This window comes from Mesorhizobium sp. C395A (assembly GCF_030323205.1).
Taxonomy (GTDB): domain Bacteria; phylum Pseudomonadota; class Alphaproteobacteria; order Rhizobiales; family Rhizobiaceae; genus Mesorhizobium.
On record NZ_CP100473.1, the window covers coordinates 4853488 to 4876845 of the forward strand.

Below are 23358 nucleotides of genomic sequence, written 5' to 3' on the forward strand. Positions count from 1 at the left end.
TCGCCGTTTTCGCCCTTGCTCCCCGGACTTGGCTGGATAGGATGCGCGCCGACCGGACCGGGAGATGAAGATATGATGCCATCGGCCGATTTTGCCGACCTCAGGGGAGCCTCGGTGCTGATCACCGGCGGCGGTTCCGGAATTGGTGCGGCACTGACCGAGGGCTTCGTTCGCCAAGGCGCCCATGTCGCCTTCATCGACATCGCCGATGGCCCAAGCACGCTGCTTGCCGACCGCGTCGAAAAAGAACTTGGCCGGCGACCGCTCTACCTCAAGACCGATTTGCGTGACGTCGAGGCGTTGCGCGCTTCGGCCGCCAAAGCGGCTGAGGCGCATGGCGACGTCACCGTGCTGGTCAACAATGCCGCATGGGACGAACGCCACGACGTCGCCGACGTTACCGTCGAGTTCTGGGACAACAATCTCGCCGTCAATCTGCGCCCGCATTTCTTCACCGCACAGGCGGTGGCGCCGGGCATGAAGCGGGCCGGCGGCGGGTCGATCATCAACTTCACCTCGACCTCCTATCTGATCAACCATCCTGATATGCCGGCCTACACCGCCGCCAAGGCCGGCATTCTGGGCCTCACCAAGGGGCTGGCCGGCAAGCTCGGCGTCGACGGCATTCGCGTCAACGCCGTTGCGCCGGGCTGGGTGATCACCGACCGGCAAAGGGAACTCTGGGTCACCGAGGAGAGGCTCGCCGCCCATGTCGCCAAGCAATGCATCAAGCAGGTCATGCAGCCCGACGACATCGTCGGCACGGTGCTGTTCCTGGCCTCCGACGCCTCGCGTATGCTGACGGCGCAGATGTTGATCGTCGACGGGGGTTTCCTGTGAGCCCGGTGAATCAAAATCCGGCAAAAGGCACGCCAGCAGTCGCCACCGTCGACTGGGGCACGACCCGCATGCGGGTCTGGCTGGTCGACGAGGCGGGCGGGGTGCTTGCCGAGCGTCGCGGCGATGATGGGTTGATCACCGCGCAGCAAAAAGGCTTTTCGACCATCCTCGAGGGCCATCTGGCGGCGCTCGGCGCACCTGACACACTGCCGGTCATCATCTGCGGCATGGCCGGCTCGCGCCAGGGTTGGCTGGAAGCGCCTTACGTCACCGTGCCGGCGCCGCTCAGTGCCATCCTCGCGGGGGCCGCCCGCATTCCCGGCCAGCGCCGCGACATCCGCATCGTGCCTGGCCTGGCGCAGCGCCTGGAAGATGCGCCGGACGTAATGCGCGGCGAGGAAACCCAGCTTGCCGGCGCCGGTTTGCCGGCAAAAGGTCGCCATCTCGTCTGCATGCCCGGCACCCATTCGAAATGGGTTCTGGTCGAAGACGGCGCGGTCGACGGCTTCTGCACCTGGCCGACCGGCGAGCTGTTTTCGGTGCTGGCCACTCACTCGATCCTGCGCCATTCGCTGGGCGAGAGCCCGAAGCCGGTCATTCCGGACAATCCGTTCTTCCAGGAATGGTGCCGCAAGGCTTTGGCCGAGGGCGGCGATGTCACCTCGCGGCTGTTCTCGATCCGCGCCGCCGGCCTGCTGCAGGACCTCAAGGCCGACGATGCCGCCGCTTGCCTGTCCGGCCTGCTGATCGGCGGCGAGATCGCCTCGGCGGGCCGCCGCTATGGCGAAAGCACCACCGCAATCGTGCTGGTCGCCTCGGGGTCGCTAGCAGCCCTCTACCGCCAGGCGCTCGACCTTGCAGGGCTTGCCGTCAGGACAGTCGACGCCGACGAGGCGGTGCGTGCCGGCCTTATCGAGGCAGCGCGGGAAAATGGCATGATCGCCAAATGACTCACCAGAGTGGAGTGACAGCGTGACCCAGACCGCCCCCTTCCCGAAGCTCAAGCGTGGTCTTATCGCCATTCTGCGCGGCCTCAAACCCAGCGAGGCGGTTGCCATCTGCCAGGCGCTGTTTGACGCCGGCATCGAAGCCATCGAGGTGCCGCTCAATTCGCCGGAGCCGTTTTCATCGATCGCCAGCATTGTCACCGCAGTGCCCAAGACAACGCTGGTCGGCGCCGGCACGGTGCTGACTTCAGCCGATGTCGACGCCCTGGCCAAGGCCGGCGGGAGGCTGCTGGTCAGCCCCAACATCGATGCCGAAGTCATGGCCCGCGCCATGCACCATGGCATGGTGACGATGCCAGGCGTGTTCACCCCCACCGAAGCTTTTCAGGCGATTAGGCTTGGGGCTTCGGCGCTCAAATTCTTCCCGGCAAGCGTGCTCGGGCCTAGCGGCATTTCGGCGATGCGGGCCGTGCTGCCGGCCGATACCGTGGTCGGCGCCGTCGGCGGCGTTTCCGACAAAGACTTTGCCGGCTACAAAGCCGCTGGGGTGACTGCTTTTGGTCTTGGCTCCAGCCTGTTCAAACCCGGCATGAGCGTCGACGAGGTGGCCTCGCGCGCGCAGGCGGCGGTGACGGCCTGGGATGCGGCCTTCGGCGGAGCGGCATGATGGACAAGGTTTCGGTTTTTTCGGACCATGTCTGTGAACTCGGCGAGGGGCCGAGCTACGATCCCGCCACCGACACGCTGTTCTGGTTCGACATCGTCAACGGGCTTTTGCTGGAGCAGGGTGTCACGTCCAGCGCGCGGAAGGTCCATGAGCTCGGCCAGATGGCCAGCGCCATCGCCATTATCGACGACAATCGCCAGCTCATCGCCACCGAGACCGGCCTGCATGTCCGCGACGTCTCGACCGGCAAGCTGACGCTGCATACGCCTATCGAGGCCGACAATGCGCTGACCCGCTCCAACGATTCGCGCGTCCACCCTTGTGGCGCCTTCTGGGTCGGCACGATGGGCAAGGGTGAGGAGAAGGGCGCGGGCGCCATCTACTGGTTCTTCAAGGGAGAATTGCGCACGCTTTACACCGGCATCACCGTGTCGAACTCGATCTGTTTCTCGCAGGATGGAACGATCGCCTACTACACCGATACCTCGACCGGCCTGTTGATGCGCGTCGCCTGCGATCCGGCGACGGGTCTGCCGATCGGCGAGTCCAAAGTGTTCGTCGACCATCGCTCGTCGCGGGGCTATGTCGACGGCTCGGTTGTCGACCGTGACGGCGTGCTGTGGAACGCGGTCTGGGGCGGCAAGGCAGTGAAGGCTTATGCGCCGGACGGCACATTGTTGCGCGAAATTGCCGTGCCGGCGGGGCAGTCCTCGTGCCCGGCCTTTGTCGGCGCCAAGGCCGATCGGCTGGCGGTGACCTCGGCCTGGAAAGGCAAGGACGACAAGCAGCGCAAGCTCGACCCACCGGCCGGCATGACCTTCCTGCTCGACATCCCCGTCAACGGCCGCTTCGAGCCGCGCGTGGTCATCGCCTGAGCGTACCGGTTGTCGTGCAGGCGGCGGGCGCGGGTCGATTTCGCGCAAGCCGATCGCATTGGCCGTGCGATGGTGTGGCTGCATCACCGAGAAGCTTTGACCCATGCCGCGCCCGACCTTGATCCTCGTCCACGAGCCGGAAAAGGCCTGTTTCGACAGGCTGGTCGCCGACGGCTTTCCCGCCGAGCGCGCCTTGGAAATCTCGTCTTATCTGGCGCAGTCGACCGATCTCGCTCCTGAGTTCGATCAACTGGCGACCGCTTGTGAAAAGCGCGGCCTCGCCTTTATGCCGGTTGCACTCGACGATGCGGCAAGCGCGCTGGCGAAGGCCGATCCCGCAACCACGCTGGTCTGGACGCTGACCGACGGCATTGCCTATTTCCGCGGTGCTGCAGCGCCCGCACTTGCCAGGCTGAATGGGCTTAGAACCATCGGAGCCGACGATGCGCTGTTCGCGCTTTGCCAGGACAAGTTCCGTTCCGGCGCCGTGCTTTGCGCGCTCGGCCTGCCGGCGCCGCAGGCAGGCCTGGCCCGCGACGGCCGCTGGCTGGCCGACCCGCCAGCTTCGGAAGCCGGCTGGTTCGTCAAGCCGAACCGGCTCGGCTCCAAGGTAGGCATCTGGCCGGATTCACGCTGCAACGACCTGGCCCATGCGCTGGAGCTTAGCCGGCGGGTCTATGCCGCTTATCGCGACGATGTCGTCGTCCAGCCCTATGTCGGCGGTCGCAATGTCCGCGCCAGCTTCCTTGGGCTGCAAACGGATGCCGGGGCGGAAGCGCTCGGCGTTGCATTCGTCGACTCCGGCGGCGATTTCCAGACCATGGCGGACTCGATGGCGCTTTACGGCGACACCGGCGAGGCCGCCAAGGCGGCTGGACTATACAGCGAGCCGGTGCTGGAGGCGGTTGCCGACACCCAGCCGGCAGCCGCGGCAACCATCCGCCGCATCGCCGAGCGGCTGGTCAGCGGGCTCGGCCTGCGAGACGTGTTTTCCCTCGATTTCAGGGTCGAGGCTAACGACCATGTCCACCTCATCGAGTTCGAGGTCTGTCCCGGCCTGCCCTGCTTCGATTTCCGCGCCTATTGCCTGATGCAATGGGGCATGACGCTGGCCGATGCGGTTGCCGAGACGGCGGCGAACCGACTGAACCGACAGGCGATCTGAACGGTCGAGGGACCAGCGCGACCTACCGCGCCTTGACGGCTTTTGCTCCACCTTTAGTGTCGCGGGACAGTCATCAGGCAAGGCCGCGCTATGAGCACACCAGCAAGCTCCCTCCATCATCACATAAGGCGCATGACCGGGCGCGATCCGCATGAGGCGCATCGCGTCGCCACGCCGCTCGAGCTGCTGTTCGATCTGACCTTCGTCACCGCCTTCAGCCTTGCCTCGTCGCAACTGGCGCATGCCTTTGGCCGAGGGCCACTACGCGGCGGCGCTGATCGGCTTCGGCTTTGCCAGCTTCGCCATCTGCTGGGCGTGGATCAATTTCTCCTGGTTTTCCTCCGCCTATGACACCGACGATTGGATCTTCCGCCTCGTCACCATGGTGCAGATGATCGGCGTGCTGGTGCTGGCCATCGGCCTGCCGCGCATGTTCGCCTCGATCGAGCATGGCGAACACCTCAACAATTCGGTCATGGTGCTGGGCTGCGTCATCATGCGCGTCGCCATGATCTTTCAATGGCTGCGCGCGGCGCGGCAGGACCTTGGGCGGCGGCGTGCCTGTCTCACCTATGCCATCGCCATCGCGATCGCCCAGATCGGCTGGGTGGTGCAGATCCTGGTCGATTTCTCGCTGGCGACGAGCCTGGCTTTCGGCGCGGTCCTGCTTCTCATCGAGCTTGCCGGACCGGTCATCGCCGAACGCCGGGATGGCGGCACGCCCTGGCACGCGCATCACGTCGCCGAGCGCTACAGCCTGTTCGCCATTATCGCGCTGGGCGAAGGGGTGATCGGCACGCTGGCGACGCTGTCGGCCGTGGTCGAGGAGCAGGGCTGGAACCTCGATGCCGCCTTGATCGGCATTGCCGGAATGGGTCTCACCTTCGGCATGTGGTGGGTCTATTACATGCTGCCCTCGGGGACGGTGCTGCACCAGCACCGCAGCCGTTCCTTCGTCTGGGGCTATGGCCAGATGGTGATCGTCGCTGCCATCGTCGCCACCGGCGCCGGGCTGCATGTCGCGGCCTATTTCATCGAGCACAAGACCCATAACGGCCCGGTAGCGACCCTGCTGTCAGTCGCCATTCCGCTAGGCGTGTTCCTGGGGGCGATCTATGCGCTGTATTATTATCTCGTCCAGCGCTTCGATCCTCTCCACGTCTGGCTGCTGGCGGGAACGGCTGCGGTCGTCGCACTTGGCATCATCGCCGCCATTGCCGACGTTGACATGGCGGTCTGCCTCATCTTACTCACGCTAGCGCCGGCCGTCACTGTTGTCGGCTATGAGCTGTCGGGGCACCGCCATCAACTGGAGGTGCTGGCGCAGGAGGAAGCGCCGCACTGAGCAGAGCAGCTTCGCGCGTCAGATACCCTCGACCAGCACGATCTCGCCATCGGCCACTTTCTGACGGATGGCGACGGCGCGCTGGTACTCCGGCGAGTGGTAGCAGTCATGCGCCATCGCCAGCGATTCGAACTCGATAATGACATTGCGGGCGCGGCCAGGCCCCTCGGCCTTTTCATGCTCACCGCCACGGGCCAGGAACTTCACGTCGAAACGGTCGAAAGCGAGCTTGGCGGCAGCGACATAGTCCTTGTAGCCTTCAGCATCGCGCACATCGACGCGGGCTATCCAGTATCCCTTGGGCATTTTCTTCTCCTCGCTACGCGGCGCGCATCTCTTCCAGTATGGATTCGGCAGCCGCGCGCCTGTCGCTTGCCGCCACGATCGGCCTGCCGACCACGAGATGGCTGGAGCCGTTGCGGATCGCCTGGCCGGGCGTCACCACGCGTTTCTGGTCGCCATGGTCGCTGCCCTTGGGCCGTATCCCCGGTGTCACCACCGCCAGGTCGGGTCCGACGATGCGGCGCACCGCTTCCGCCTCCTCGGCCGAGCAGACGACGCCGCCCATGCCGGCATGCAGCGCCTGTTCGGCGCGTCTCAGCACCAGCGTGTGCGGGTCGTATTCATAGCCGGCGTCGATCACGTCCTGCTCGTCCATCGAGGTCAGCACGCTGACCGCCAGCAGGCAGAGGTCGCTGCCCCTGGCGGCCTCCACCGCGGCTCGCATCGCCTTGGGATAGGCGTGGATGGTCAGCATGGTCATGCCCATGCGCACGATGTTCTCGACACCCTTCGCCACGGTGTGGTCGATGTCGAGCAGCTTCATGTCGAGGAAGATTTTCGTGCCGCCGCTGGCCAACTCCCTGGCGAAGTCGAGCCCGCCGGCGAAGGCCAGCTGATAGCCGATCTTGTAGAAGGAGACGACGCCGTCGAGCTCCTGCACCGCCTGTTCGGCCTCTTTCACCGTCGGCACGTCGAGGCCGACGATCAGCCTGTCTCTCATGGTATGGGCCTGCATGGCTGTGGAAATCATGCCCCGGTCCGGGTCGATAGCATGCGCGAGGTTTCGATCAGCGTGCGGCATAGGTGCTCCATCGATTTGGTCAGTCTATCATCCCTGAAATTGCCGTCGCCGTCGAAGGCACTGCCGCCATCGGATACCGAGCATTCCGGCGTCACCATCTCCAGCTGGCAGCGCACCAGCACGGCGCGCAGATGGTTGATGCAGCGGATCCCGGCGAAATGTCCGTTCGAAGACGAGCACAGGCCGGCGACCTTGCCGACAAATGGCCTCACCGGCCAGCCGCCATCGAGGCGCACCCGGCTTACCCAGTCGATCGTGTTCTTGAGCAGTGGCGGGATCGAGCCATTATATTCCGGCGTCGCGATCAGTAGCCCGTCATGGGCGGCGATCAGCCGGCCGAGCTTCACGGCGTTGTCGGGAACGCCTTTTTCCTTTTCGAGGTCCTCGTCGATGATCGGCAGCGGATAGTCGGCCAGCGAAATGCGCGTCACCTCGGCGCCTTGCATGGCCAGCTCCTTCTGCGCCACATCGGCGGTCCTGCCGCTGAAGGCGCCGCTGCGCACCGAGCCGGCGAAGACGAGGATTTTCGTGATCACAGCCATTGGCCACTCTTGTTCCCGGACAGGTACAGCCAGAGGCCGCGCAAATCAACGCACTGGCTCAAAAAACGGAAACGATCGGGGGGCAAGCGCGTGAAGGCTGTGCCGAGCAGCTGGGCTATTGCTAGTGGGTGACCGCAATTCTTGCACTCAGCGCGATGAGTGCAACTCCGAGCAAGGCATCTATCGGCCTGCGGACGCTGCCATATACCGACCGAACCCTTCTTGTGGAGAACATTAGCGCGACAAGCCCAAACCACGCCATCGCGACCAGCCCGATTATGGCCAGCGACACTGCCTGGACCCAGATCGGAGCCTGCATCGGCAATACCGATATGAACAGGCTCGCGAAGAAGGCGGCCGTCTTCGGATTTGTAATTCCGACAACGAAGCCGCTTCGCCAGGGAGCCGTGGTCTCTGCGCCACTGACGGCCAGCGGTTGCCGCGCCTGCCAAGCCGACAAAAGGATCTTGCTGCCCAGGTAACCGAGATACACGGCACCGGCGATCCGGACGGCGGCCAGCCATTCATCATGTCGAGCGGCGGCTGCGGACCAATGCTTGCCGAATGTTCCAGGATTTTGGCGTTGCGCCAGTTGTCATCCTGTCGGCGAGCGATATGGCGGCGCTGCTTGCTCTGGTGGGGGCCGGGCGCGGTTTGTCGATTGCGCCAGGCCTGGCGTTTCCGGCCGATTGGCAGCGAACCGTTGCGAGGCGTCCTCTTGAGCCGCGTGCGCGTCGGCCTCTGCTGCTTCTGTTCTCCAGCAGCGCCGAAGCAACGGCCGTGCGGGCCATGTGCGCGGCGATCAGAGAGGTCGCCACGAGTTTGCGAGGCGGATAACAGTCAAGGATGTGGATCGACCCTCAATCGAGCTTCCTTCGGGAGACGGCGATCCTCTACAAGGCGCCAGAGACTTCTCCCGCCCCCAATACCAGCTAATGCGCTTCGCGCCGGTAGATCCACAGCTGCGTCGGCGGGATGTTGCGGAAGATGAAGTCGAAATGCTTGACCGTGTAATTGCCGCGGCCGGGCGGGATCGGCGACAACGGCCCATAGGTCAGTTGCACGATCGGCCGTCCAACCGGGATGCGGTCTAGCAGGCTTTCAATATAGGCGATCCGCTGTGCGACCGGGAAATTGAGCAGCGGCACGCCGGAGACGACGGAATCGAAAACCATCCCGCTCTTCTCGCCAAGCGTGGCGTTGAGATTGAAGGCATCACCCTCGATGACGTTGACGCCGGGATAGAGCTGGCGCAGATGGCGCACGAAATCGGTGGAATATTCGACCGCGTAGAGGTTTTCGGGCTTAACGCCCTGGGCGAGGATTGCACGGGTGATGACGCCTGTGCCGGGGCCGACTTCAAGCACCGGCAGGCCAGACTTCGAATTGACGATGGAAGCCATCTTGCGGGCGGTGACGGAGCTTGTCGGCACGATCGAACCGACCGACTTCGGCTTGTCGATCCAGCCTTTGAAGAATTTGAGTTCGTCGTCGAACTTTTCCGCCAGCGCCTTCCGCAATCCCGGACCACGTGCCATGCAAGTTCTCCTCAACACTCCCCGAACGCTACTTAGCAGCTAACAGGTCCAAGGCAAGGCGCGATCTGGCATAAGATGTTGATGACGTTCGGGAAGCGTGGCGGCCTTAGTTTGGGTTCAGTGCTCGCCGAAGGATTCAAAAAAGTCCTTCATGCGGGCGAAAAAGCCGCTCGACTGGGGCGAATTGTCCTTCGACGACAGCTGCTCGAACTCTTCCAGCAACTCGCGCTGGCGGCGCGACAGATTTTGCGGCGTTTCGACCGCGGTCTGGATATAGAGGTCCCCGACATTGGGCTGGCGCAGCACCGGCATGCCCTTGCCCTTGAGGCGGAACTGGCGGCCGTTCTGCGTGCCTTCGGTCACTTTCACCTTGGTCTGACTGCCGTCCAGCGTCGTCACCTCGAACGAGCCGCCAAGGGCGGCCGTCGTCATCGATATCGGCACCTTGCAGTAGAGATCGGCGCCGTCGCGCTGGAAGAATTCATGCGGCTTCACCGCCAGAAAAATATAGAGGTCGCCCGATGGGCCGCCGCGCAGGCCCGCCTCGCCCTCATTGGCAAGCCGGATGCGGGTGCCGTCCTCAATGCCGGCCGGGATATTGACCGACAGCGAGCGTTCCTCGGTGACGCGGCCTTGGCCGGCGCATTTCGGGCACGGGTCCTTGATCGTCTGGCCGCGGCCTTGGCATTGCGGGCAGGTACGCTCGATCGAGAAGAAGCCTTGCGTCGCTCGTACCTTGCCGTGGCCATGGCACATCGAGCAGGTCACCGGCTGGGTGCCGGGCTTGGCGCCGGTCCCGGAGCATTCCGTGCATGAGATCGAGGCCGGCACGCGGATTTGCGCGGTCTTGCCGGCAAACGCTTCTTCCAGCGTGATTTCCATATTGTAGCGCAAATCGGCGCCGCGTTCGCGGCCGCCCGACGAGCGGCGCTGGCGCCCGCCCATCATGTCGCCGAAAATATCCTCGAAAATGTCGGCGAAGCCGCCGGCGCCAAAACCTTGCGCGCCGCCATTCATGCCGCCCTGCTCGAAGGCGGCGTGACCGAAACGGTCATAGGCCGCGCGCTTCTGCGGGTCCTTCAGCGTTTCGTAGGCTTCGTTGATTTCCTTGAACTTGTGCTCGCATGAGTGATCGCCGGGATTGCGGTCGGGATGGAACTGCATGGCCAGCTTGCGGAAAGCGCTCTTGAGCTCCTTCTCGTCGGCGCCCTTCTGCACGCCCAGCGTCTCGTAGAAATCAGCTTTCATCTTTTCCCGCAGTCCGGATGCTCAACGTCTTGATGCATGTTGCGTCGTTTGCCGGCACGTTGTCTCGATTTAGGAGCGGTGCTGCCCGGATGCTAGGGCCGGCGCGCTTGTGCCTGTGTTTTTCAGTGACTTTTTCGGCAAGGCCCGCACTTTTTCAGCGAGGGTTGCAAAAAAGCCCGGCTTTGCGCCGGGCTTTCCGCTTTATTTGCCGTCAACCGGTCAGGCCGACTTCTTCTTCTCGTCGTTTTCGTCGATTTCCTCGAAATCGGCGTCGACCACGTCGCTATCCTTGGCCGCGTCCGCCTTGGCGTCGGCTTCCGCCGCTTCCTTCTGCGAAGCTTCGTACATGGCCTGGCCGAGCTTCATGGATGCTTCGGCAAGCGTCTGCGACTTGGCCTCGATGTCGGCGGCATCGTCGCCTTCGGCAGCAGCCTTCAGCGCCGTGATAGCCTCCGATATCGCCGTGCGCTCGGTTTCCGAAACCTTGTCGCCATATTCCTTCAGCGATTTCTCGGACGAGTGCACCAGCGCCTCGGCCTGGTTGCGGGCCTCGACCAAAGCACGCCGCTGCTTGTCGGTCTCGGCATTGGCTTCGGCGTCCTTGACCATCTTCTCGATGTCGGCGTCCGAAAGGCCACCAGAGGCCTGGATGCGGATCTGGTGCTCCTTGCCGGTGCCCTTGTCCTTGGCCGAAACGTTGACGATGCCGTTGGCGTCGATGTCGAAAGTGACCTCGATCTGCGGCACGCCGCGCGGCGCCGGCGGAATGCCGACCAGGTCGAACTGGCCGAGCGCCTTGTTGTCGGCGGCCATTTCACGCTCGCCCTGGAAGACGCGGATGGTCACGGCCGACTGACTGTCTTCAGCGGTCGAGAACACCTGGCTCTTCTTGGTCGGGATCGTCGTGTTGCGTTCGATCAGGCGGGTAAACACGCCACCCAGCGTCTCGATGCCGAGCGACAGCGGCGTCACGTCGAGCAGCAGCACGTCCTTCACGTCGCCCTGCAGCACGCCGGCCTGGATGGCGGCGCCGAGTGCGACGACTTCATCCGGGTTGACGCCCTTGTGCGGCTCCTTGCCGAAGAACTGCTTCACGATCTCCTGGATCTTGGGCATGCGGGTCATGCCGCCGACCAGGACCACTTCGTCGATCTCGCCAGCCTTCAGCCCGGCATCCTTGAGCGCCGCCTTGCAGGGCTCGATGGTGCGCTGGACGAGATCGTCGACCAACTGCTCGAACTTGGCGCGGGTCAGCTTCAGCGTCAGGTGCTTGGGGCCGGTCGCGTCGGCGGTGATGAAGGGCAGGTTGATTTCGGTCTGCGTCGTGGACGACAGCTCGATCTTGGCCTTTTCAGCCGCCTCCTTGAGGCGCTGCAGCGCAAGCTTGTCGTTCTTCAGGTCGATGCCCTGTTCCTTCTTGAACTCGGCCGCCAAATATTCGACGAGACGCATGTCGAAATCCTCGCCGCCGAGGAAGGTGTCGCCATTGGTCGACTTCACTTCGAACACGCCGTCGCCGATTTCGAGCACCGAAATGTCGAACGTGCCGCCGCCAAGGTCATAGACGGCAATGGTCTTGCCATCCTTCTTGTCGAGGCCGTAGGCAAGTGCTGCAGCCGTCGGCTCGTTGATGATGCGCAGCACCTCAAGGCCGGCGATCTTGCCGGCGTCCTTGGTGGCCTGGCGCTGGGCGTCATTGAAATAGGCCGGAACGGTGATGACCGCCTTCTCGACCTTCTCGCCGAGATAGGCCTCCGCCGTTTCCTTCATCTTCTGCAGGATCATGGCCGAGATCTGGCTGGGCGACTGCTTCTTGCCGCCGGCCTCGACCCAGGCATCGCCATTGTCGCCCTTGACGATCTTGTAGGGGACAAGCTTCTTGTCCTTCTCCGTCACCGGGTCGTCATAGCGGCGGCCGATCAGGCGCTTGACCGCGAAGATGGTGTTTTCAGGATTGGTGACCGCCTGGCGCTTGGCCGGCTGGCCGACGAGACGTTCGCCGTCGCCCGAGATGGCGACGATGGAAGGCGTCGTGCGCGCGCCTTCCGCATTTTCAATGACCTTGGGCTCCTTGCCATCCATGATGGCGATGCAGGAGTTGGTGGTGCCGAGATCGATACCGATTACTTTTGCCATTTTTCTAGTCTCTCCGCTAAGCAGGCTCTCAGGACCCGTAAGGCGTTCCGACGAAAGCCCCTGTTCACAAGAAATTCCGCTCCGGCAACCGGCATTCCGGCACTGGGCGGCTTGGCGCGTATATAAGAACAGGCGGCATCGGGCGCAAGCATTCTGCGCATGGCATCCACCGTGCCGCGCTTGGCGCCTTTGAACAGCCGCCCGGCGGCCCGGATGTGCTCAAACCGCGCTCAAAACCCCAGGATCTGCGCGATCCCCCGGCGAAGCGCCCAGTCAGGGCTTCGAAACCACAAGAAAACGTCACCTATGCGTGAGAGAGGCGGCTCCTGGCTGAGGAAGGCGCCTGCCCACAGCAGACACAGGCAAAAGCGTCACGCGGCCTGCGACAGCGATTTATGCGCCTCGGCCAGGATTTCGAACGAGCGCACGCGTGCCGCATGGTCGAAGATCTGCGCGGTCACCATCAGCTCGTCTGCGCCGGTGCGGCGCACGAACGCGTCTATGCCTTGCCGGACCGTTTCGGGAGAGCCGACGACGGCGCAGGACAGCGCCTGCGAAATCATGGTTTTTGCCATCGGCTCGAGCGTCTGGTCATAGCCCTCGACCGGCGGCGGCAGGCGGCCGGCCCGCCCGGTGCGCAGATTGACGAAGGCCTGCTGCAACGAGGTGAACAGCAGTTTGGCCTCTCCATCGGTCGGTGCGGCGAAAACGTTGAGGCCGAGCATGACATAGGGCTTGTCCAGCTGTTCCGAAGGCTGGAAGCGCGAACGGTAGATCTCCAGCGCATGGTCGAGTTCGGCCGGCGCGAAATGCGAGGCAAACGCATAGGGCAGGCCGAGCATGGCGGCGAGCTGCGCGCCATAGAGGCTGGAACCGAGGATCCAGACCGGCACCTTCTGGCCTTCGCCGGGCACGGCGTGGATACGCTGGCCTTCCGCGGCCGGCTGGAAATAGCCCATCAGCTCGACGACATCCTGGGGGAAATTGTCTGACGCCTCGAGATTGCGGCGCAGCGCGCGCGCTGTTCCCATATCGGTGCCGGGCGCGCGGCCGAGGCCGAGGTCGATGCGGCCGGGGTGCAGTGCCGCCAGCGTGCCGAACTGCTCGGCAATCACCAGCGGCGCATGGTTGGGCAGCATGATGCCACCGGCGCCGACGCGGATGGTCTTGGTGCCGCCGGCGACATGGGCGATGACCACGGCGGTCGCCGCGCTGGCGATGCCCGGCATGTTGTGGTGCTCGGCCAGCCAGTAGCGCCTGTAGCCGAGCCGCTCGGCATGGCGGGCCAGGTCGAGCGAATTTGCCAGCGATTGCGAGGCGTCGCTGCCTTCGACGATCGGCGACAGGTCGAGAACGGAAAGTGCGGTCATGGGCCTCAAGCCTTTACGATGTTCAACTGCCTGACCCTGGTTTCGAAGGCGCGGTCGGGAATGACGATGTCGAGCTGGTGCCAAGCAACGGGTCCATATTCTCGAACGGGATCGCCTGCGGACGCTGGCGATGCGACGCGCTCAGCGTGCCGAGCGGAGCATCGATCGGGCCGCGATAGCCGATGCGGTCGAAATAGGCGTCGAGGTCGAAGGAGGCATCGTTCATCGCAGGGTCCGGCTTGACCGGCTCGATATAGGCACTCCGCCTGAAGACAACAAATGCGAGATGACGGACAGGCGCGGCAAGCTTATGGCGCGGCCTTTCCGTTCTCTTCGGCCGCTTCCTCCTCCACCACGGCCGTCTGCTGTGCGGCGAGAAAATTGCCGACATGGCTGAGGCCATCGAAATGATCGCAGAACACTTTGACGACGACCAGCAGCGGCACCGCCATCAGCGCGCCGACAAAGCCCCAAAGCCAGGACCAGAAGGCGATGGCGATGAAGATCGCCACGGCGTTGATCTCGAGGCGTCGGCCGACAACCATCGGCGTAACGAACTGGCCTTCGGCGATGTCGCACAAAAGCACGAAGCCCGGCGCCAAAAGCGCGTAGGTGATCGAGTCGAAGCTGATCATCGCAATGACGCTGACCAGCACGATGGTGATCAGCGCGCCGACATAGGGTAGGAAGTTGAGTAGCGCCGCCATCGTTCCCCAGACCAGCGGGTTGGGCATGCCGAGCGCCCACAGGCCAAGGCCGATAACCGCGCCGAGACCGGCATTGATGACGGTGACGGTGAGCAGATAATGCGAGATTTCGCGCTCGACGTCATAGACGACGCGCAAGGCCCGCTTCTTCTCGCTGAGGCTGGCGAAGGACTGGATGATCTTCTCATAGAACATCGTGCCCGACGCCAGCAGGAACAGCGACAGCACGAAGATGATGGTCAGGCTTGTCCCCGCCGACAGGACGTTGCTGGCGGCGGCCGACAGGACGCCGGACTGCGCCATCGCCACCTTCTGGATGCCCGGCTCCTGCGAGGTCTCCGTCATCTGTTCAATCTGATGCGAGATCTGCATGATCCTCTCGAGCGGACGCCGCAATTGCGCCAGCCGTTCGGTAAGTTGTTGGCCGATCGACGAGGTGTTGTTGAGAAGGTCGATGACCGGGCCGCTGAGCAGATAGCCGGCAACGCCGAAGACGCAGATCGACAGCACGACCAACATTGTCGCCGAAACCACTTCCGGAATGCCGCGCTTGCGCAGGAAGCGCACGATTGGTGTCAGCGTCAGCGTCAGCAGGAAGGCGAGGATGACCGGCATGAAGAAAGCACGCGCGAAATACAGCGCGTAGATGGCCATGAACAGGAAGATCCCGATGAGCAGCGAACGCATCAGATGCGTGTCGGCACGCGCCACAACTCTCGCCTCTTCGGTCTCGGCAAGGCCAGCACCCAAAGCGGCGGGTTCGGCTTTCATGATTTTCCCTCAGCGGCGCACCGCAATTGGTGCTTTCCCCTGACGGAAACGCCTCTGCAAGCCCAAGGTTCCGTTAGCCGGCAAGGCCTCAATCCGGGCCGCCCGTCGCTCAGGCGGCTGGCGCTGCGACGGCGACGCCGGGCTTGGCGGTCTCCTTGCGTACGATCGGCGCCACCTTGGTGCCGTACAGTTCGATCGCCTTCATGATCTTGGCGTGCGGCATGGCGCCGATCGCCATCTGCAGCAGGAAGCGGTCATTGTTGAAGATCTTGTGCTGGGCGACGATCTTTTCCGCCACCTGCTCCGGATCGCCGACGAACAGCGCGCCGTTCGGACCACGCGACTGATCGAAATGCGCCCGCGAGGTCGGGCCCCAGCCGCGCTCGCGGCCGATGCGGTTCATCACTTCGGCCTGCGGGCCATAGAAATCGTCGGCCGCCTGTTCAGTGGTGCCGGCGATGAAGCCGTGCACATTGATGCTGGTGGCAAGGCCCGAGGGGTCGGTACCGGCCCGCCTTGCGGCATCGCGATAAATGTCGAACAGCGGTGCAAACCGCGCCGGCTCGCCGCCGATGATGGCCAGTGCCAGCGGCAGACCGAGCACGCCCGCGCGCGCCGCAGATTGCGGCGTTCCACCTATTGCGATCCAGATCGGCAATTTGTCCTGCAGCGGCCGCGGATAGACGCCGCGGTCGTTGATCGGCGCGCGCAGATTGCCGGACCAGGTAACTTTGACGCCGCCGCGTATGGCCAGCAGCAAATCGAGCTTTTCGGCGAACAGCTCGTCATAGTCCTCGAGATTGTAGCCGAACAGCGGGAAGGATTCGATGAACGAACCGCGCCCGGCCATGATCTCGGCCCGGCCGCCCGACAAAAGGTCGAGCGTTGCGAACTGCTGGAAGACGCGAACCGGATCGTCGGAGGACAGCACGGTGACCGCGCTGGTCAGCTTGATGCGCTTGGTGCGTTCGGCGGCAGCGGCCAGCGCCACCACCGGCGCGGACGCGGCATAGTCGGGGCGGTGATGTTCGCCCAGACCAAAGACGTCGAGGCCAACCTGGTCAGCCAGCTCGACCTCCTCGATCAGATTGCGCAGCCGCTGATGCGGGCCGATCGCGCCGGGGCCGGGCTCCGGGCTGACGTCGGCGAAAGTGTAGAGACCGAGTTCCATGGCATGTCATCCAAATGTTCTGATTTGCCGCTAGAGGTAGCGGCGAGCCGCCCCGGCCGCCAGAGGGGCGGATAGTGAACAGTGCATGTCGGTTTCGGCCGGCTTTGTTTCAGGGAAAACGCGTCTCCCGGCTGCAACAGCCTAAACTTTCATGGCTGGCATACCGTTTTGGCGCTTGAACTCTCGGTTTTCGCGCGTATGTAAGCGTCGCGAATTGACTTCAGGGAAGTGGACTTGGCTATCTACAGGGAAAAAGACATTTTCGAGCGGCGCAATGCCGCGAACGAGGCAAAGAAGGCGCTTCTGGAGCGCTTCAAGTCGAAGCCGGCGGCTGATGATCCTGCGGTTCTGGCCAAACAGGCCGAACGCAAGGCGATTCTTGAGGCTCGCGAAATACGCGAGGCCGAAAAGGCCAGGCTGAAGCAGGAAAAGCTGGCACGCGAGGCGGTCGAGAAGGCCGAGCGCGAGGCAGCAGCCGAAGCGGCGCGTATTGCGGCCGAAGAGGCAGCGCAGGCTGAAGCGAAGATCAAGGAAGCCGAAGAAAACGAGCGCATCGCCCGTTTGCTGGCCGACGAAGCCGAACGCAAGGCCAAGCGCGACGCACGCTATGCGGCGCGCAAGCAGCGTACCGGCAGGACGCCTCCGGGCTTCTCCGCCCGCTAACGCTTCGATCGAAACGATCGGACATCAGGGTCGCCTTCCAGCGGCCCTGAATGTGTTTGTGCGTCGATTTCCTTGGTTGCTTTGCTCAGGCGGCGAGCTTCAGCCCCATAATGCCGCAGACGATGAGCGCAATGCAGGCGAGCCGGATGGCCGTCGCAGGCTCGCCCAGCAGCCAGATGCCAAGAAGCGCCGTGCCGACCGTGCCGATGCCGGTCCACACCGCATAGGCCGTCCCGACAGGCAGCGTCTTGAGCGCCAGGCCGAGCAACCCGAGGCTGATGATCATCGAGGCGACAGTGAGCACCGTCGGCAGCGGCTTCGAGAAGCCGTCGGTGTATTTGAGGCCGATCGCCCAGCCGATTTCGAACAGGCCGGCGAAAAACAGAAAAATCCACGACATCGGGATGCACTCCATTCCATGAGCATGGCGGGCCGTCCCGGCCGATTTATGGGAAGGCGCGAGGTCGTCCTCGCCGCTTCGACACAAGCGGCTGCCGGTGCGATCAACAAAAACACCGGCCGCATCGTTCATGCCGCCGGTGTCAAAATCTGCGCCGAAACGGTTTGTCCGGATTTCAACCGTCCAAGATCTTCCGAGGCGGGCTTACTTTTCCTTGAGCCTCATCGCCTTGACGGGCGGCGCCTTGAGTGCCGGAGCCGCTGCGGGCTTCTTGGCGTCTTTTTTCGGCTTCCGAGCTTCCTTGCCCGCCTTCATCGCACCTTTAGCCATGATTCGTTCCTCCAGTTGCTGGGAGGCCAAGTGAAACAAGAGAAACGCCGGACTGCAAGAGGGCTGCGTCTGTCGCCGGCGCCGTCGGGCCGCTTTCAACCGGTTTCTAATTTGCTCGTAAACCATTCCGGTCCGTGCCATGGTTGCCTTCGCACTGCAGCATCGGCCATGCCTTCGCCCGGCGATGATCAGGCAGTGCGGTCAGGACGACAATGCGAATCCGCATCGGCAGCGAGATGAGTTTCGATTTTCCGCAGGAAACGCCGCTCATCGCGATGCTCAACGTCCACTACTCCAGGGCCTCCGATCTCGAGCGCCCGGATTTCCTGACCTCCAGCCCGCCGGTGCCGATCCAGAGCTACCGCGACAGTTTCGGCAATTGGTGCAACCGTTTCGTCGCCCCGCCCGGACGCTTCACCTTCGGCACCGATTCGGTAATCCGCGACCCCGGTACCTTCGAGATGGGCGACCTGATGGCCTGGCAGCATGAGGTGCGCGACCTGCCGTCGGACACATTGCTGTTCCTGTTGCCCAGCCGCTTTTGCGAGAGCGATCTGCTGGCCAGCGAAGCCTGGCGGCTGTTCGGGCACACTCCGCTCGGTATTGCCCGCGTCCAGGCGGTCTGTGATTTCGTCCACAACCACATCGTCTTCAGCTACGGCAATGCCCGACCGACGCGCACCGCGGCCGAAGCCTATCGCGAGCAAAGCGGCGTCTGCCGCGACTTTGCCCACCTTGCGGTCACCTTCTGCCGTGCGCTCAATATCCCGACCCGCTACTGCACCGGCTACATCAGCGACATCGGCCTGCCCAAACCTTGGGCGAGCATGGATTTCGCAGCCTGGATGGAGGTCTATCTCGGCGGCCGCTGGCATGTCTTCGATCCACGCAACAATTCGCCGCGCATCGGCCGCATCCTGATCGCGTCGGGCCGCGACGCCGCCGACGTGCCGCTCACCCACATCTTCGGACCGGGCACGCTGGCTGGTTTCAAGGTGTGGACGGACGAGATCATCGAATAGGGGCGTCTTTCCGCAAGCTGGTCTTCAACCTGAACGACCAGGCGATTCGTGCGTTGTGATGCCTGTGGAGCTCGGCGGCAGGCCGTTACATTGGGCGCCTTGGAGGGACAGCATGGCAGCACATGGCGGGTCGAAGACGGTCATCTACGCGGCACTCGCCGGTAATCTCGCTATTGCTGTGACCAAATTCGTCGCCGCCTTCTTCACCGGCAGCTCGGCGATGCTGTCGGAAGGCGTGCACTCGCTGGTGGATACCGGCAATGGCGGGCTGCTGCTCTACGGCATGCACCGCGCCGCCCGTCCGCCGGACCGCACGCATCCGCTCGGCCATGGCCGCGAGCTGTATTTCTGGAGCTTCATTGTCGCCCTGCTCGTCTTTGCGCTCGGCGCTGGCGTGTCCTTCTATGAAGGCGTCGTCCACATCATGGCGCCTGAGCCGGTCGCCAATCCCAAAATCAACTACATTGTGCTGGGCCTCTCAATGCTGTTCGAGGGCAGCTCCTGGTACGTGGCGCTGAAGGAGTTCCGCCAGCAGAAGGGCAAGCAAGGCTGGCTGCAGGCCGTGCAATCGAGCAAGGATCCGAGCGTCTACACGATCCTGTTCGAGGACAGCGCCGCCCTGCTCGGTCTCTTCGTCGCCTTCGCCGGCATATTGGCGGCCGAACTCCTCGACATGCCCGAACTCGACGGCGCCGCCTCGATCGGCATCGCGATGATCCTCGGCGCCACCGCCATCTTTCTGGCGCGCGAAAGCAAGGGATTGCTCATCGGTGAGCCGGCCTCGGCGGAAGTGCAGGCCAAGGTGCTGGCCATCGCCCAGCAGGATCCGGCGGTGCAGCGGGCCAACGGCGTTCTCACCGTCCATCTCGGCCCGCAACAGATCGTCGCTGGGCTGAGCATCGAATTCGAGGACCATCTGACGGCGCCTGAGATCGAAGCCTGTGTCGAGCGCATCGAGGCGCTCTTGAAAAAAGAAATGCCGGAGATCACCAGACTGTTCGTCAAGCCGCAGACGACCGGAACCTGGGAGCACCGGCGCAAGCAGGTCGAGGCGGCGTCGGACTAGTTCTTGGACCAGCAGTCCACCGTTGGCCCCATCGCCTGGTCCCGCTAAGATCACTCGACGGATTTCGGAGAATCAACCATGAAAATCGATGGTGGGTGCCATTGCGGCGCCATAACTTATGAAGCAGACGTCGACCCGGAAAAGACCTCTATCTGTCATTGCACCGACTGCCAGCAACTGACCGGCACCGCCTTTCGTGTCACTGTTCCCGCGCCTGAGGATCATTACAGGATCACCAAGGGCACACCGAAGGTCTATATCAAGACGGGATCGAGCGGCGCCAAGCGTGCCCAGGCGTTCTGCGGCGACTGCGGTTCGCATCTTTACGCAACGTCGGTTGACGACGGGCCGAAGGTCTATGGGATCAGGGCGGGGACCGCGCGGCAACGCGAGGATCTCGTTCCGACCCAACAGAAATGGCACCGATCGGCCCTGCACTGGCTTCCGGAATTCGAGGGCGTAAGCATCGTAGAGGCGCAGTAGCACCTGCCTCCCGGTTAAACGCGGCCCAAACCAGCCAATTATGTGCTAGGCTCGCCATCAAACGGATGGCGGGGGATAGCAATGTCGGAAACGGACAAAGTGTTTGCCGGCTCGATTCCGGAAAACTACGACCGCTACATGGTGCCGTTGATCTTCGAGCCGTTCGCCGCGGATTTGGCACGACGGGCAGCGTCCTTGTCGCCCGGCGCCGTCCTGGAAGTCGCCGCCGGCACCGGCGTTGTCACCCGCGCATTGGCGCCGAAACTGTCCCCTGGCGCAAGCTATGTCGTGACCGACCTCAACCAGCCTATGCTCGACTACGCGGCCTCGCGACAAGCTCCCGACAGTCGCATACAATGGCGTCAGGCGGATGCTCTGGCGCTGCCGTTCGAAGATGCGGCTTTCGATCTCGTTTGCTGTCAGTTCGGCGCGATGTTCTTTCCCGACCGAGCCGCCGGCTATCGCGAAGCAAAGCGGGTCCTGAAGACCGGCGGCCATTTCCTGTTCAACGTGTGGGATCGCATCGAAGAGAATGTATTCGCCAATGATGTGACGAATGCTCTTGCGGAGATTTTTCCGAACGATCCGCCCCGCTTTCTCGCCCGCACGCCGCACGGCTACAATGACACTGCATTGATCCGCGGCGAGTTGGAAGCCGCAGGTTTCTCCCGTGTGGTGATCGAGACGAGGGCCGAACAAAGCCGTGCCTCCTCGCCGCGCCTTCCGGCGGTTGCCTATTGCCAGGGAACTCCGCTTCGCAATGAAATCGAGGCCCGAGGAAAATTGGAAGCCGCAACCGATCACGCCGCGTCCGTGATTGCAGCCAGACACGGCAGCGGCGAGGTTGCGGCCAAGATCCAGGCACACGTGATCGTGGCTACGGTCTAATGCATGGCGCCAGAAGTGTGCCGCGGTTCCGGGGCATGCATCAAAACAAAGACTTAAGGCGCGTCGTATGAATCCGTTTCAGCGCGACGCGCTTTAATGCATGCCGCCCAGAAGTGTGCCGCGGTTCTGGGACAACGACATGCATCAAAACAAAGACTTTAAAGCGCGTCGTATGAGTCCGTTTCAGCGCGACGCGCTTTAATCGTCGCCTTCGACGACACGTAGCCTGAGCTGCCCCGTCTTGGAATCCGCCACCCGCACCCCGGCTTCGGCCTTGGCGGGTCCGCCACCGCGCACTTCGGCTTCGCTTTCGCCAAACTCCAGCGCTTCGATCTTTTGGCCGCGCTTGGTCACCTTCGACGTCGACACCAGTATCTCGTCGACATCCTTGGCCGACTGGCCAAAATGCGTCTGCAACCGGCGCACGCGTTCGTCGACGCGCGCGACGTCCTCCATCAGCCGGATCACCTCGCCCTGGATCAGATGCGCCTGTTCGCGCATGCGGGCGTCCTTGAGGATGGCCTGGATGACCTGGATCGACAGCATCAAAAGCGACGGCGAGACGATGATGACACGCGCCCGGTGCGCCTTCTGGACCACGGCGTCGAAATTCTCGTGGATTTCGGCGAACACCGATTCGGACGGCACGAACATGAAGGCGGTGTCCTGCGTCTCGCCCTGGATCAGGTATTTTTCCGAGATATCGCGGACGTGAATTTCGATGTCGCGGCGGAAAGCCTGGGCCGCGAGTTTCTGTTGTTCGGCGCCATCGGCGGCGCGGATGGCGTTCCAGGCTTCCAGCGGAAACTTGGCGTCGATGGCAAGCTGCGGCGCACCGTTCGGCATCCTGACCAGGCAGTCGGGACGGCTGCCGTTTGACAGCGTTGCCTGGAACTCGTAGGCGCCCATCGGAAGGCCGTCGGCGACGATCGCCTCCATGCGCGACTGGCCGAAGGCGCCGCGCGTCTGCTTGTTGGACAGGATCGCCTGCAATTGCACGACCTGGCCGGCCAGCGACTGAATGTTGCCTTGCGCGGTGTCGATGACCGCCAGCCGTTCCTGCAGTTTGGCGAGGCTCTCATGCGTCGATTTGGTCTGTTCGGTCATGGTTTGGCCGAGCCTGCCGGTCATGGCGTCGAGGCGCTGGCCGATCGACTGGTTGAGTTCGGCCTGCCTTGCGCCGAACACGTCGGCGATGGCGCCCATGCGGCCCTGCATCTCGGCCTGGCTTTGCAAAATGCCGGCCATCCGCGCCTCGGCGTCGCGGGCGTGGTCGGCGGCTTCCGCCGCGGCGATGGTGCGCGCCTTGGCCGATCGCCACAGCGCCACGACAAGCGCCAGGAACAGGCCGAGAAACACCAGCGCGCCGAGGGCCAGTGCATGGCCGAGCGTGATCGTCGTGGCGCCAAGCCGGGCAACGGGTTCGGAAAGGATGGTGCTCAGGTCGTTCATCCCGCTAGCATAGCCGATTCGCAGACCTGCCACAGATCAAAACGTGAACGAGACCGATTCGCACCGGTTGACGCTTCTCCTGCGACGTTTTAGGTGAGGCGCCATGTCGATCAAGCCGCTCATCATCCTTCCCGATCCCATCCTGCGCCAGGTTTCCAAACCAGTCGAACGCGTCGACGCGCCTTTGCGCAAACTGGCCGACGACATGCTGGCGACGATGTATGATGCGCCGGGCATCGGCTTGGCCGCAATCCAGATCGGCGAGCCGCTGCGCATGCTGGTCATCGACCTCGCCAAGGAAGACGAGCCGCCGGCGCCGCATGTGTTCATCAATCCCGAAATCCTCGAAAGCGCCGACGCCCGCTCGGTCTACGAGGAAGGCTGCCTGTCGATCCCGGACTATTACGCCGAGGTCGAGCGTCCCGCCTCGGTGCGCGTGAAATATCTCGACCGCGACGGCAAGCTGCAGGAGATCGAGGCCGAAGGCCTGATGGCGACTTGCCTCCAGCACGAGATCGACCATCTCAACGGTGTGCTGTTCATCGACCACATCTCGAAGCTGAAGCGCGACATGGTGGTCAAGAAGTTCAAGAAGCTCGCCAAGGACAAGGCGCCGGGCAAGCTGGTGGGATAGGGATAGGCCCTGCT

General features: G+C 63.4%; 27 protein-coding genes. 13 read left to right on the forward strand and 14 right to left on the reverse strand.

Annotated features, from left to right (window positions below; all coding sequences use genetic code 11):
- Positions 1-72: 72 nt before the first annotated feature.
- From NLY37_RS23655 to NLY37_RS23680, 6 genes are all read left to right on the forward strand, one after another.
- Entirely contained in the window at positions 73-840 is a 768-nt protein-coding gene (locus NLY37_RS23655; RefSeq protein ID WP_023741333.1) for an SDR family NAD(P)-dependent oxidoreductase, read from the forward strand.
- Between the two features lie 5 nt (positions 841-845).
- Positions 846-1790 (forward strand): 2-dehydro-3-deoxygalactonokinase, encoded by a 945-nt coding sequence (locus tag NLY37_RS23660; RefSeq protein ID WP_031246042.1) that lies wholly within the window; start codon positions 846-848, stop codon positions 1788-1790.
- 22 nt (positions 1791-1812) lie between these two features.
- Positions 1813-2454 carry a 2-dehydro-3-deoxy-6-phosphogalactonate aldolase gene (locus tag NLY37_RS23665; protein WP_023741331.1) on the forward strand — a complete coding sequence of 214 codons (642 nt, stop codon included), beginning with the start codon at positions 1813-1815 and terminating at the stop codon, positions 2452-2454.
- Positions 2454-3329 (forward strand): SMP-30/gluconolactonase/LRE family protein, encoded by an 876-nt coding sequence (locus NLY37_RS23670; RefSeq protein ID WP_033003011.1) that lies wholly within the window; start codon positions 2454-2456, stop codon positions 3327-3329. Before NLY37_RS23665 ends, NLY37_RS23670 begins: the two co-directional genes overlap by 1 nt.
- Positions 3330-3432: 103 nt before the next feature.
- Positions 3433-4494 carry a D-alanine--D-alanine ligase family protein gene (locus NLY37_RS23675; RefSeq protein WP_023703813.1) on the forward strand — a complete coding sequence of 354 codons (1062 nt, stop codon included), beginning with the start codon at positions 3433-3435 and terminating at the stop codon, positions 4492-4494.
- Between the two features lie 241 nt (positions 4495-4735).
- Positions 4736-5839, forward strand: coding sequence for a low temperature requirement protein A (locus tag NLY37_RS23680; RefSeq protein WP_245270833.1), 1104 nt, complete (start codon positions 4736-4738; stop codon positions 5837-5839).
- Between the two features lie 18 nt (positions 5840-5857).
- Here NLY37_RS23680 and NLY37_RS23685 read toward each other — a convergent pair whose 3' ends face one another.
- The 4 genes from NLY37_RS23685 to NLY37_RS23700 all read right to left on the reverse strand — a co-directional run bounded on the left by NLY37_RS23685 (position 5858) and on the right by NLY37_RS23700 (position 8057).
- On the reverse strand, positions 5858-6145 hold the full coding sequence (locus tag NLY37_RS23685; protein WP_023741329.1) for a DUF1330 domain-containing protein: 288 nt from the start codon (positions 6143-6145) through the stop codon (positions 5858-5860).
- A 13-nt stretch (positions 6146-6158) separates the two neighbouring features.
- Positions 6159-6872 carry an orotidine-5'-phosphate decarboxylase gene (pyrF, locus tag NLY37_RS23690; protein WP_023741328.1) on the reverse strand — a complete coding sequence of 238 codons (714 nt, stop codon included), beginning with the start codon at positions 6870-6872 and terminating at the stop codon, positions 6159-6161.
- Entirely contained in the window at positions 6869-7465 is a 597-nt protein-coding gene (locus NLY37_RS23695) for an NADPH-dependent FMN reductase (protein WP_023741327.1), read from the reverse strand. Before NLY37_RS23695 ends, pyrF begins: the two co-directional genes overlap by 4 nt.
- A 121-nt stretch (positions 7466-7586) precedes the next feature.
- Positions 7587-8057: a LysE family translocator gene (locus NLY37_RS23700; protein WP_084558927.1), complete on the reverse strand. Its 471-nt coding sequence runs from the start codon at positions 8055-8057 to the stop codon at positions 7587-7589.
- Here NLY37_RS23700 and NLY37_RS30820 point away from each other — a divergent pair.
- Positions 8009-8302, forward strand: coding sequence for a LysR substrate-binding domain-containing protein (locus tag NLY37_RS30820; protein WP_353621651.1), 294 nt, complete (start codon positions 8009-8011; stop codon positions 8300-8302). The genes NLY37_RS23700 and NLY37_RS30820 overlap by 49 nt on opposite strands.
- Before the next feature lie 95 nt (positions 8303-8397).
- Here the strand turns inward: NLY37_RS30820 and pmtA are convergent, their stop codons facing one another.
- From pmtA to NLY37_RS23735, 7 genes are all read right to left on the reverse strand, one after another.
- Complete coding sequence (pmtA, locus tag NLY37_RS23705; RefSeq protein ID WP_023741324.1) at positions 8398-9003, reverse strand: phospholipid N-methyltransferase PmtA; 606 nt, start codon at positions 9001-9003, stop codon at positions 8398-8400.
- 117 nt (positions 9004-9120) lie between these two features.
- Entirely contained in the window at positions 9121-10251 is a 1131-nt protein-coding gene (dnaJ, locus tag NLY37_RS23710) for a molecular chaperone DnaJ (RefSeq protein ID WP_023681322.1), read from the reverse strand.
- A 219-nt stretch (positions 10252-10470) separates the two neighbouring features.
- On the reverse strand, positions 10471-12387 hold the full coding sequence (dnaK, locus tag NLY37_RS23715; protein WP_023673200.1) for a molecular chaperone DnaK: 1917 nt from the start codon (positions 12385-12387) through the stop codon (positions 10471-10473).
- Positions 12388-12758: 371 nt separating this feature from the next.
- Positions 12759-13757: an LLM class flavin-dependent oxidoreductase gene (locus NLY37_RS23720; RefSeq protein WP_023673201.1), complete on the reverse strand. Its 999-nt coding sequence runs from the start codon at positions 13755-13757 to the stop codon at positions 12759-12761.
- Positions 13758-13779: 22 nt separating this feature from the next.
- Positions 13780-13983, reverse strand: a complete 204-nt coding sequence (locus NLY37_RS23725) for an arylamine N-acetyltransferase (protein WP_023741323.1) — start codon at positions 13981-13983, stop codon at positions 13780-13782.
- Between the two features lie 82 nt (positions 13984-14065).
- Entirely contained in the window at positions 14066-15235 is a 1170-nt protein-coding gene (locus NLY37_RS23730) for an AI-2E family transporter (protein ID WP_023741322.1), read from the reverse strand.
- Positions 15236-15344: 109 nt separating this feature from the next.
- Positions 15345-16406, reverse strand: coding sequence for an LLM class flavin-dependent oxidoreductase (locus NLY37_RS23735; RefSeq protein ID WP_023741321.1), 1062 nt, complete (start codon positions 16404-16406; stop codon positions 15345-15347).
- Between the two features lie 234 nt (positions 16407-16640).
- Here NLY37_RS23735 and NLY37_RS23740 point away from each other — a divergent pair, with 234 nt between their 5' ends.
- Positions 16641-17069: a DUF6481 family protein gene (locus NLY37_RS23740; protein WP_023673205.1), complete on the forward strand. Its 429-nt coding sequence runs from the start codon at positions 16641-16643 to the stop codon at positions 17067-17069.
- An 85-nt stretch (positions 17070-17154) separates the two neighbouring features.
- On the opposite strand, the gene sugE is transcribed toward NLY37_RS23740, so the two are convergent.
- Positions 17155-17469, reverse strand: a complete 315-nt coding sequence (sugE, locus tag NLY37_RS23745; protein WP_023681326.1) for a quaternary ammonium compound efflux SMR transporter SugE — start codon at positions 17467-17469, stop codon at positions 17155-17157.
- A 204-nt stretch (positions 17470-17673) separates the two neighbouring features.
- Entirely contained in the window at positions 17674-17940 is a 267-nt protein-coding gene (locus tag NLY37_RS23750; protein WP_032889372.1) for a hypothetical protein, read from the reverse strand.
- Between the two features lie 71 nt (positions 17941-18011).
- On the opposite strand from NLY37_RS23750, the gene NLY37_RS23755 reads away from it, so the two are divergent.
- From NLY37_RS23755 to NLY37_RS23770, 4 genes are all read left to right on the forward strand, one after another.
- Complete coding sequence (locus NLY37_RS23755) at positions 18012-18821, forward strand: transglutaminase-like domain-containing protein (protein ID WP_023673208.1); 810 nt, start codon at positions 18012-18014, stop codon at positions 18819-18821.
- A 112-nt stretch (positions 18822-18933) separates the two neighbouring features.
- Positions 18934-19887: a cation diffusion facilitator family transporter gene (locus NLY37_RS23760; RefSeq protein ID WP_023741320.1), complete on the forward strand. Its 954-nt coding sequence runs from the start codon at positions 18934-18936 to the stop codon at positions 19885-19887.
- Positions 19888-19965: 78 nt separating this feature from the next.
- Positions 19966-20370 (forward strand): GFA family protein, encoded by a 405-nt coding sequence (locus NLY37_RS23765; RefSeq protein WP_023687478.1) that lies wholly within the window; start codon positions 19966-19968, stop codon positions 20368-20370.
- Positions 20371-20451: 81 nt separating this feature from the next.
- Positions 20452-21258 carry a class I SAM-dependent methyltransferase gene (locus tag NLY37_RS23770; RefSeq protein ID WP_023687477.1) on the forward strand — a complete coding sequence of 269 codons (807 nt, stop codon included), beginning with the start codon at positions 20452-20454 and terminating at the stop codon, positions 21256-21258.
- A gap of 198 nt (positions 21259-21456) precedes the next feature.
- Here NLY37_RS23770 and NLY37_RS23775 read toward each other — a convergent pair whose 3' ends face one another.
- Complete coding sequence (locus NLY37_RS23775) at positions 21457-22710, reverse strand: DNA recombination protein RmuC (protein WP_023741319.1); 1254 nt, start codon at positions 22708-22710, stop codon at positions 21457-21459.
- A gap of 103 nt (positions 22711-22813) precedes the next feature.
- Here NLY37_RS23775 and def point away from each other — a divergent pair, with 103 nt between their 5' ends.
- Positions 22814-23344, forward strand: a complete 531-nt coding sequence (def, locus tag NLY37_RS23780) for a peptide deformylase (RefSeq protein WP_023673213.1) — start codon at positions 22814-22816, stop codon at positions 23342-23344.
- The last annotated feature ends 14 nt before the right edge of the window (positions 23345-23358 follow it).

Coding starts and splice junctions, on each gene's coding strand:
- NLY37_RS23675 (WP_023703813.1), top strand. CDS start 3,433: ATGCCGCGCCCGACCTTGATCCTCGTCCACGAGCCGGAAAAGGCCTGT.
- NLY37_RS23775 (WP_023741319.1), bottom strand. CDS start 22,710: ATGAACGACCTGAGCACCATCCTTTCCGAACCCGTTGCCCGGCTTGGC.
- NLY37_RS23755 (WP_023673208.1), top strand. CDS start 18,012: ATGCGAATCCGCATCGGCAGCGAGATGAGTTTCGATTTTCCGCAGGAA.
- NLY37_RS23765 (WP_023687478.1), top strand. CDS start 19,966: ATGAAAATCGATGGTGGGTGCCATTGCGGCGCCATAACTTATGAAGCA.
- NLY37_RS23730 (WP_023741322.1), bottom strand. CDS start 15,235: ATGAAAGCCGAACCCGCCGCTTTGGGTGCTGGCCTTGCCGAGACCGAA.
- pmtA (WP_023741324.1), bottom strand. CDS start 9,003: ATGGCACGTGGTCCGGGATTGCGGAAGGCGCTGGCGGAAAAGTTCGAC.
- NLY37_RS23720 (WP_023673201.1), bottom strand. CDS start 13,757: ATGACCGCACTTTCCGTTCTCGACCTGTCGCCGATCGTCGAAGGCAGC.
- NLY37_RS23680 (WP_245270833.1), top strand. CDS start 4,736: ATGCCTTTGGCCGAGGGCCACTACGCGGCGGCGCTGATCGGCTTCGGC.
- NLY37_RS23695 (WP_023741327.1), bottom strand. CDS start 7,465: ATGGCTGTGATCACGAAAATCCTCGTCTTCGCCGGCTCGGTGCGCAGC.
- NLY37_RS23685 (WP_023741329.1), bottom strand. CDS start 6,145: ATGCCCAAGGGATACTGGATAGCCCGCGTCGATGTGCGCGATGCTGAA.
- NLY37_RS23750 (WP_032889372.1), bottom strand. CDS start 17,940: ATGGCACGGACCGGAATGGTTTACGAGCAAATTAGAAACCGGTTGAAA.
- sugE (WP_023681326.1), bottom strand. CDS start 17,469: ATGTCGTGGATTTTTCTGTTTTTCGCCGGCCTGTTCGAAATCGGCTGG.
- NLY37_RS23770 (WP_023687477.1), top strand. CDS start 20,452: ATGTCGGAAACGGACAAAGTGTTTGCCGGCTCGATTCCGGAAAACTAC.
- NLY37_RS23725 (WP_023741323.1), bottom strand. CDS start 13,983: ATGAACGATGCCTCCTTCGACCTCGACGCCTATTTCGACCGCATCGGC.
- NLY37_RS23670 (WP_033003011.1), top strand. CDS start 2,454: ATGGACAAGGTTTCGGTTTTTTCGGACCATGTCTGTGAACTCGGCGAG.
- dnaJ (WP_023681322.1), bottom strand. CDS start 10,251: ATGAAAGCTGATTTCTACGAGACGCTGGGCGTGCAGAAGGGCGCCGAC.
- dnaK (WP_023673200.1), bottom strand. CDS start 12,387: ATGGCAAAAGTAATCGGTATCGATCTCGGCACCACCAACTCCTGCATC.
- NLY37_RS23655 (WP_023741333.1), top strand. CDS start 73: ATGATGCCATCGGCCGATTTTGCCGACCTCAGGGGAGCCTCGGTGCTG.
- NLY37_RS23735 (WP_023741321.1), bottom strand. CDS start 16,406: ATGGAACTCGGTCTCTACACTTTCGCCGACGTCAGCCCGGAGCCCGGC.
- NLY37_RS23760 (WP_023741320.1), top strand. CDS start 18,934: ATGGCAGCACATGGCGGGTCGAAGACGGTCATCTACGCGGCACTCGCC.
- def (WP_023673213.1), top strand. CDS start 22,814: ATGTCGATCAAGCCGCTCATCATCCTTCCCGATCCCATCCTGCGCCAG.
- pyrF (WP_023741328.1), bottom strand. CDS start 6,872: ATGATTTCCACAGCCATGCAGGCCCATACCATGAGAGACAGGCTGATC.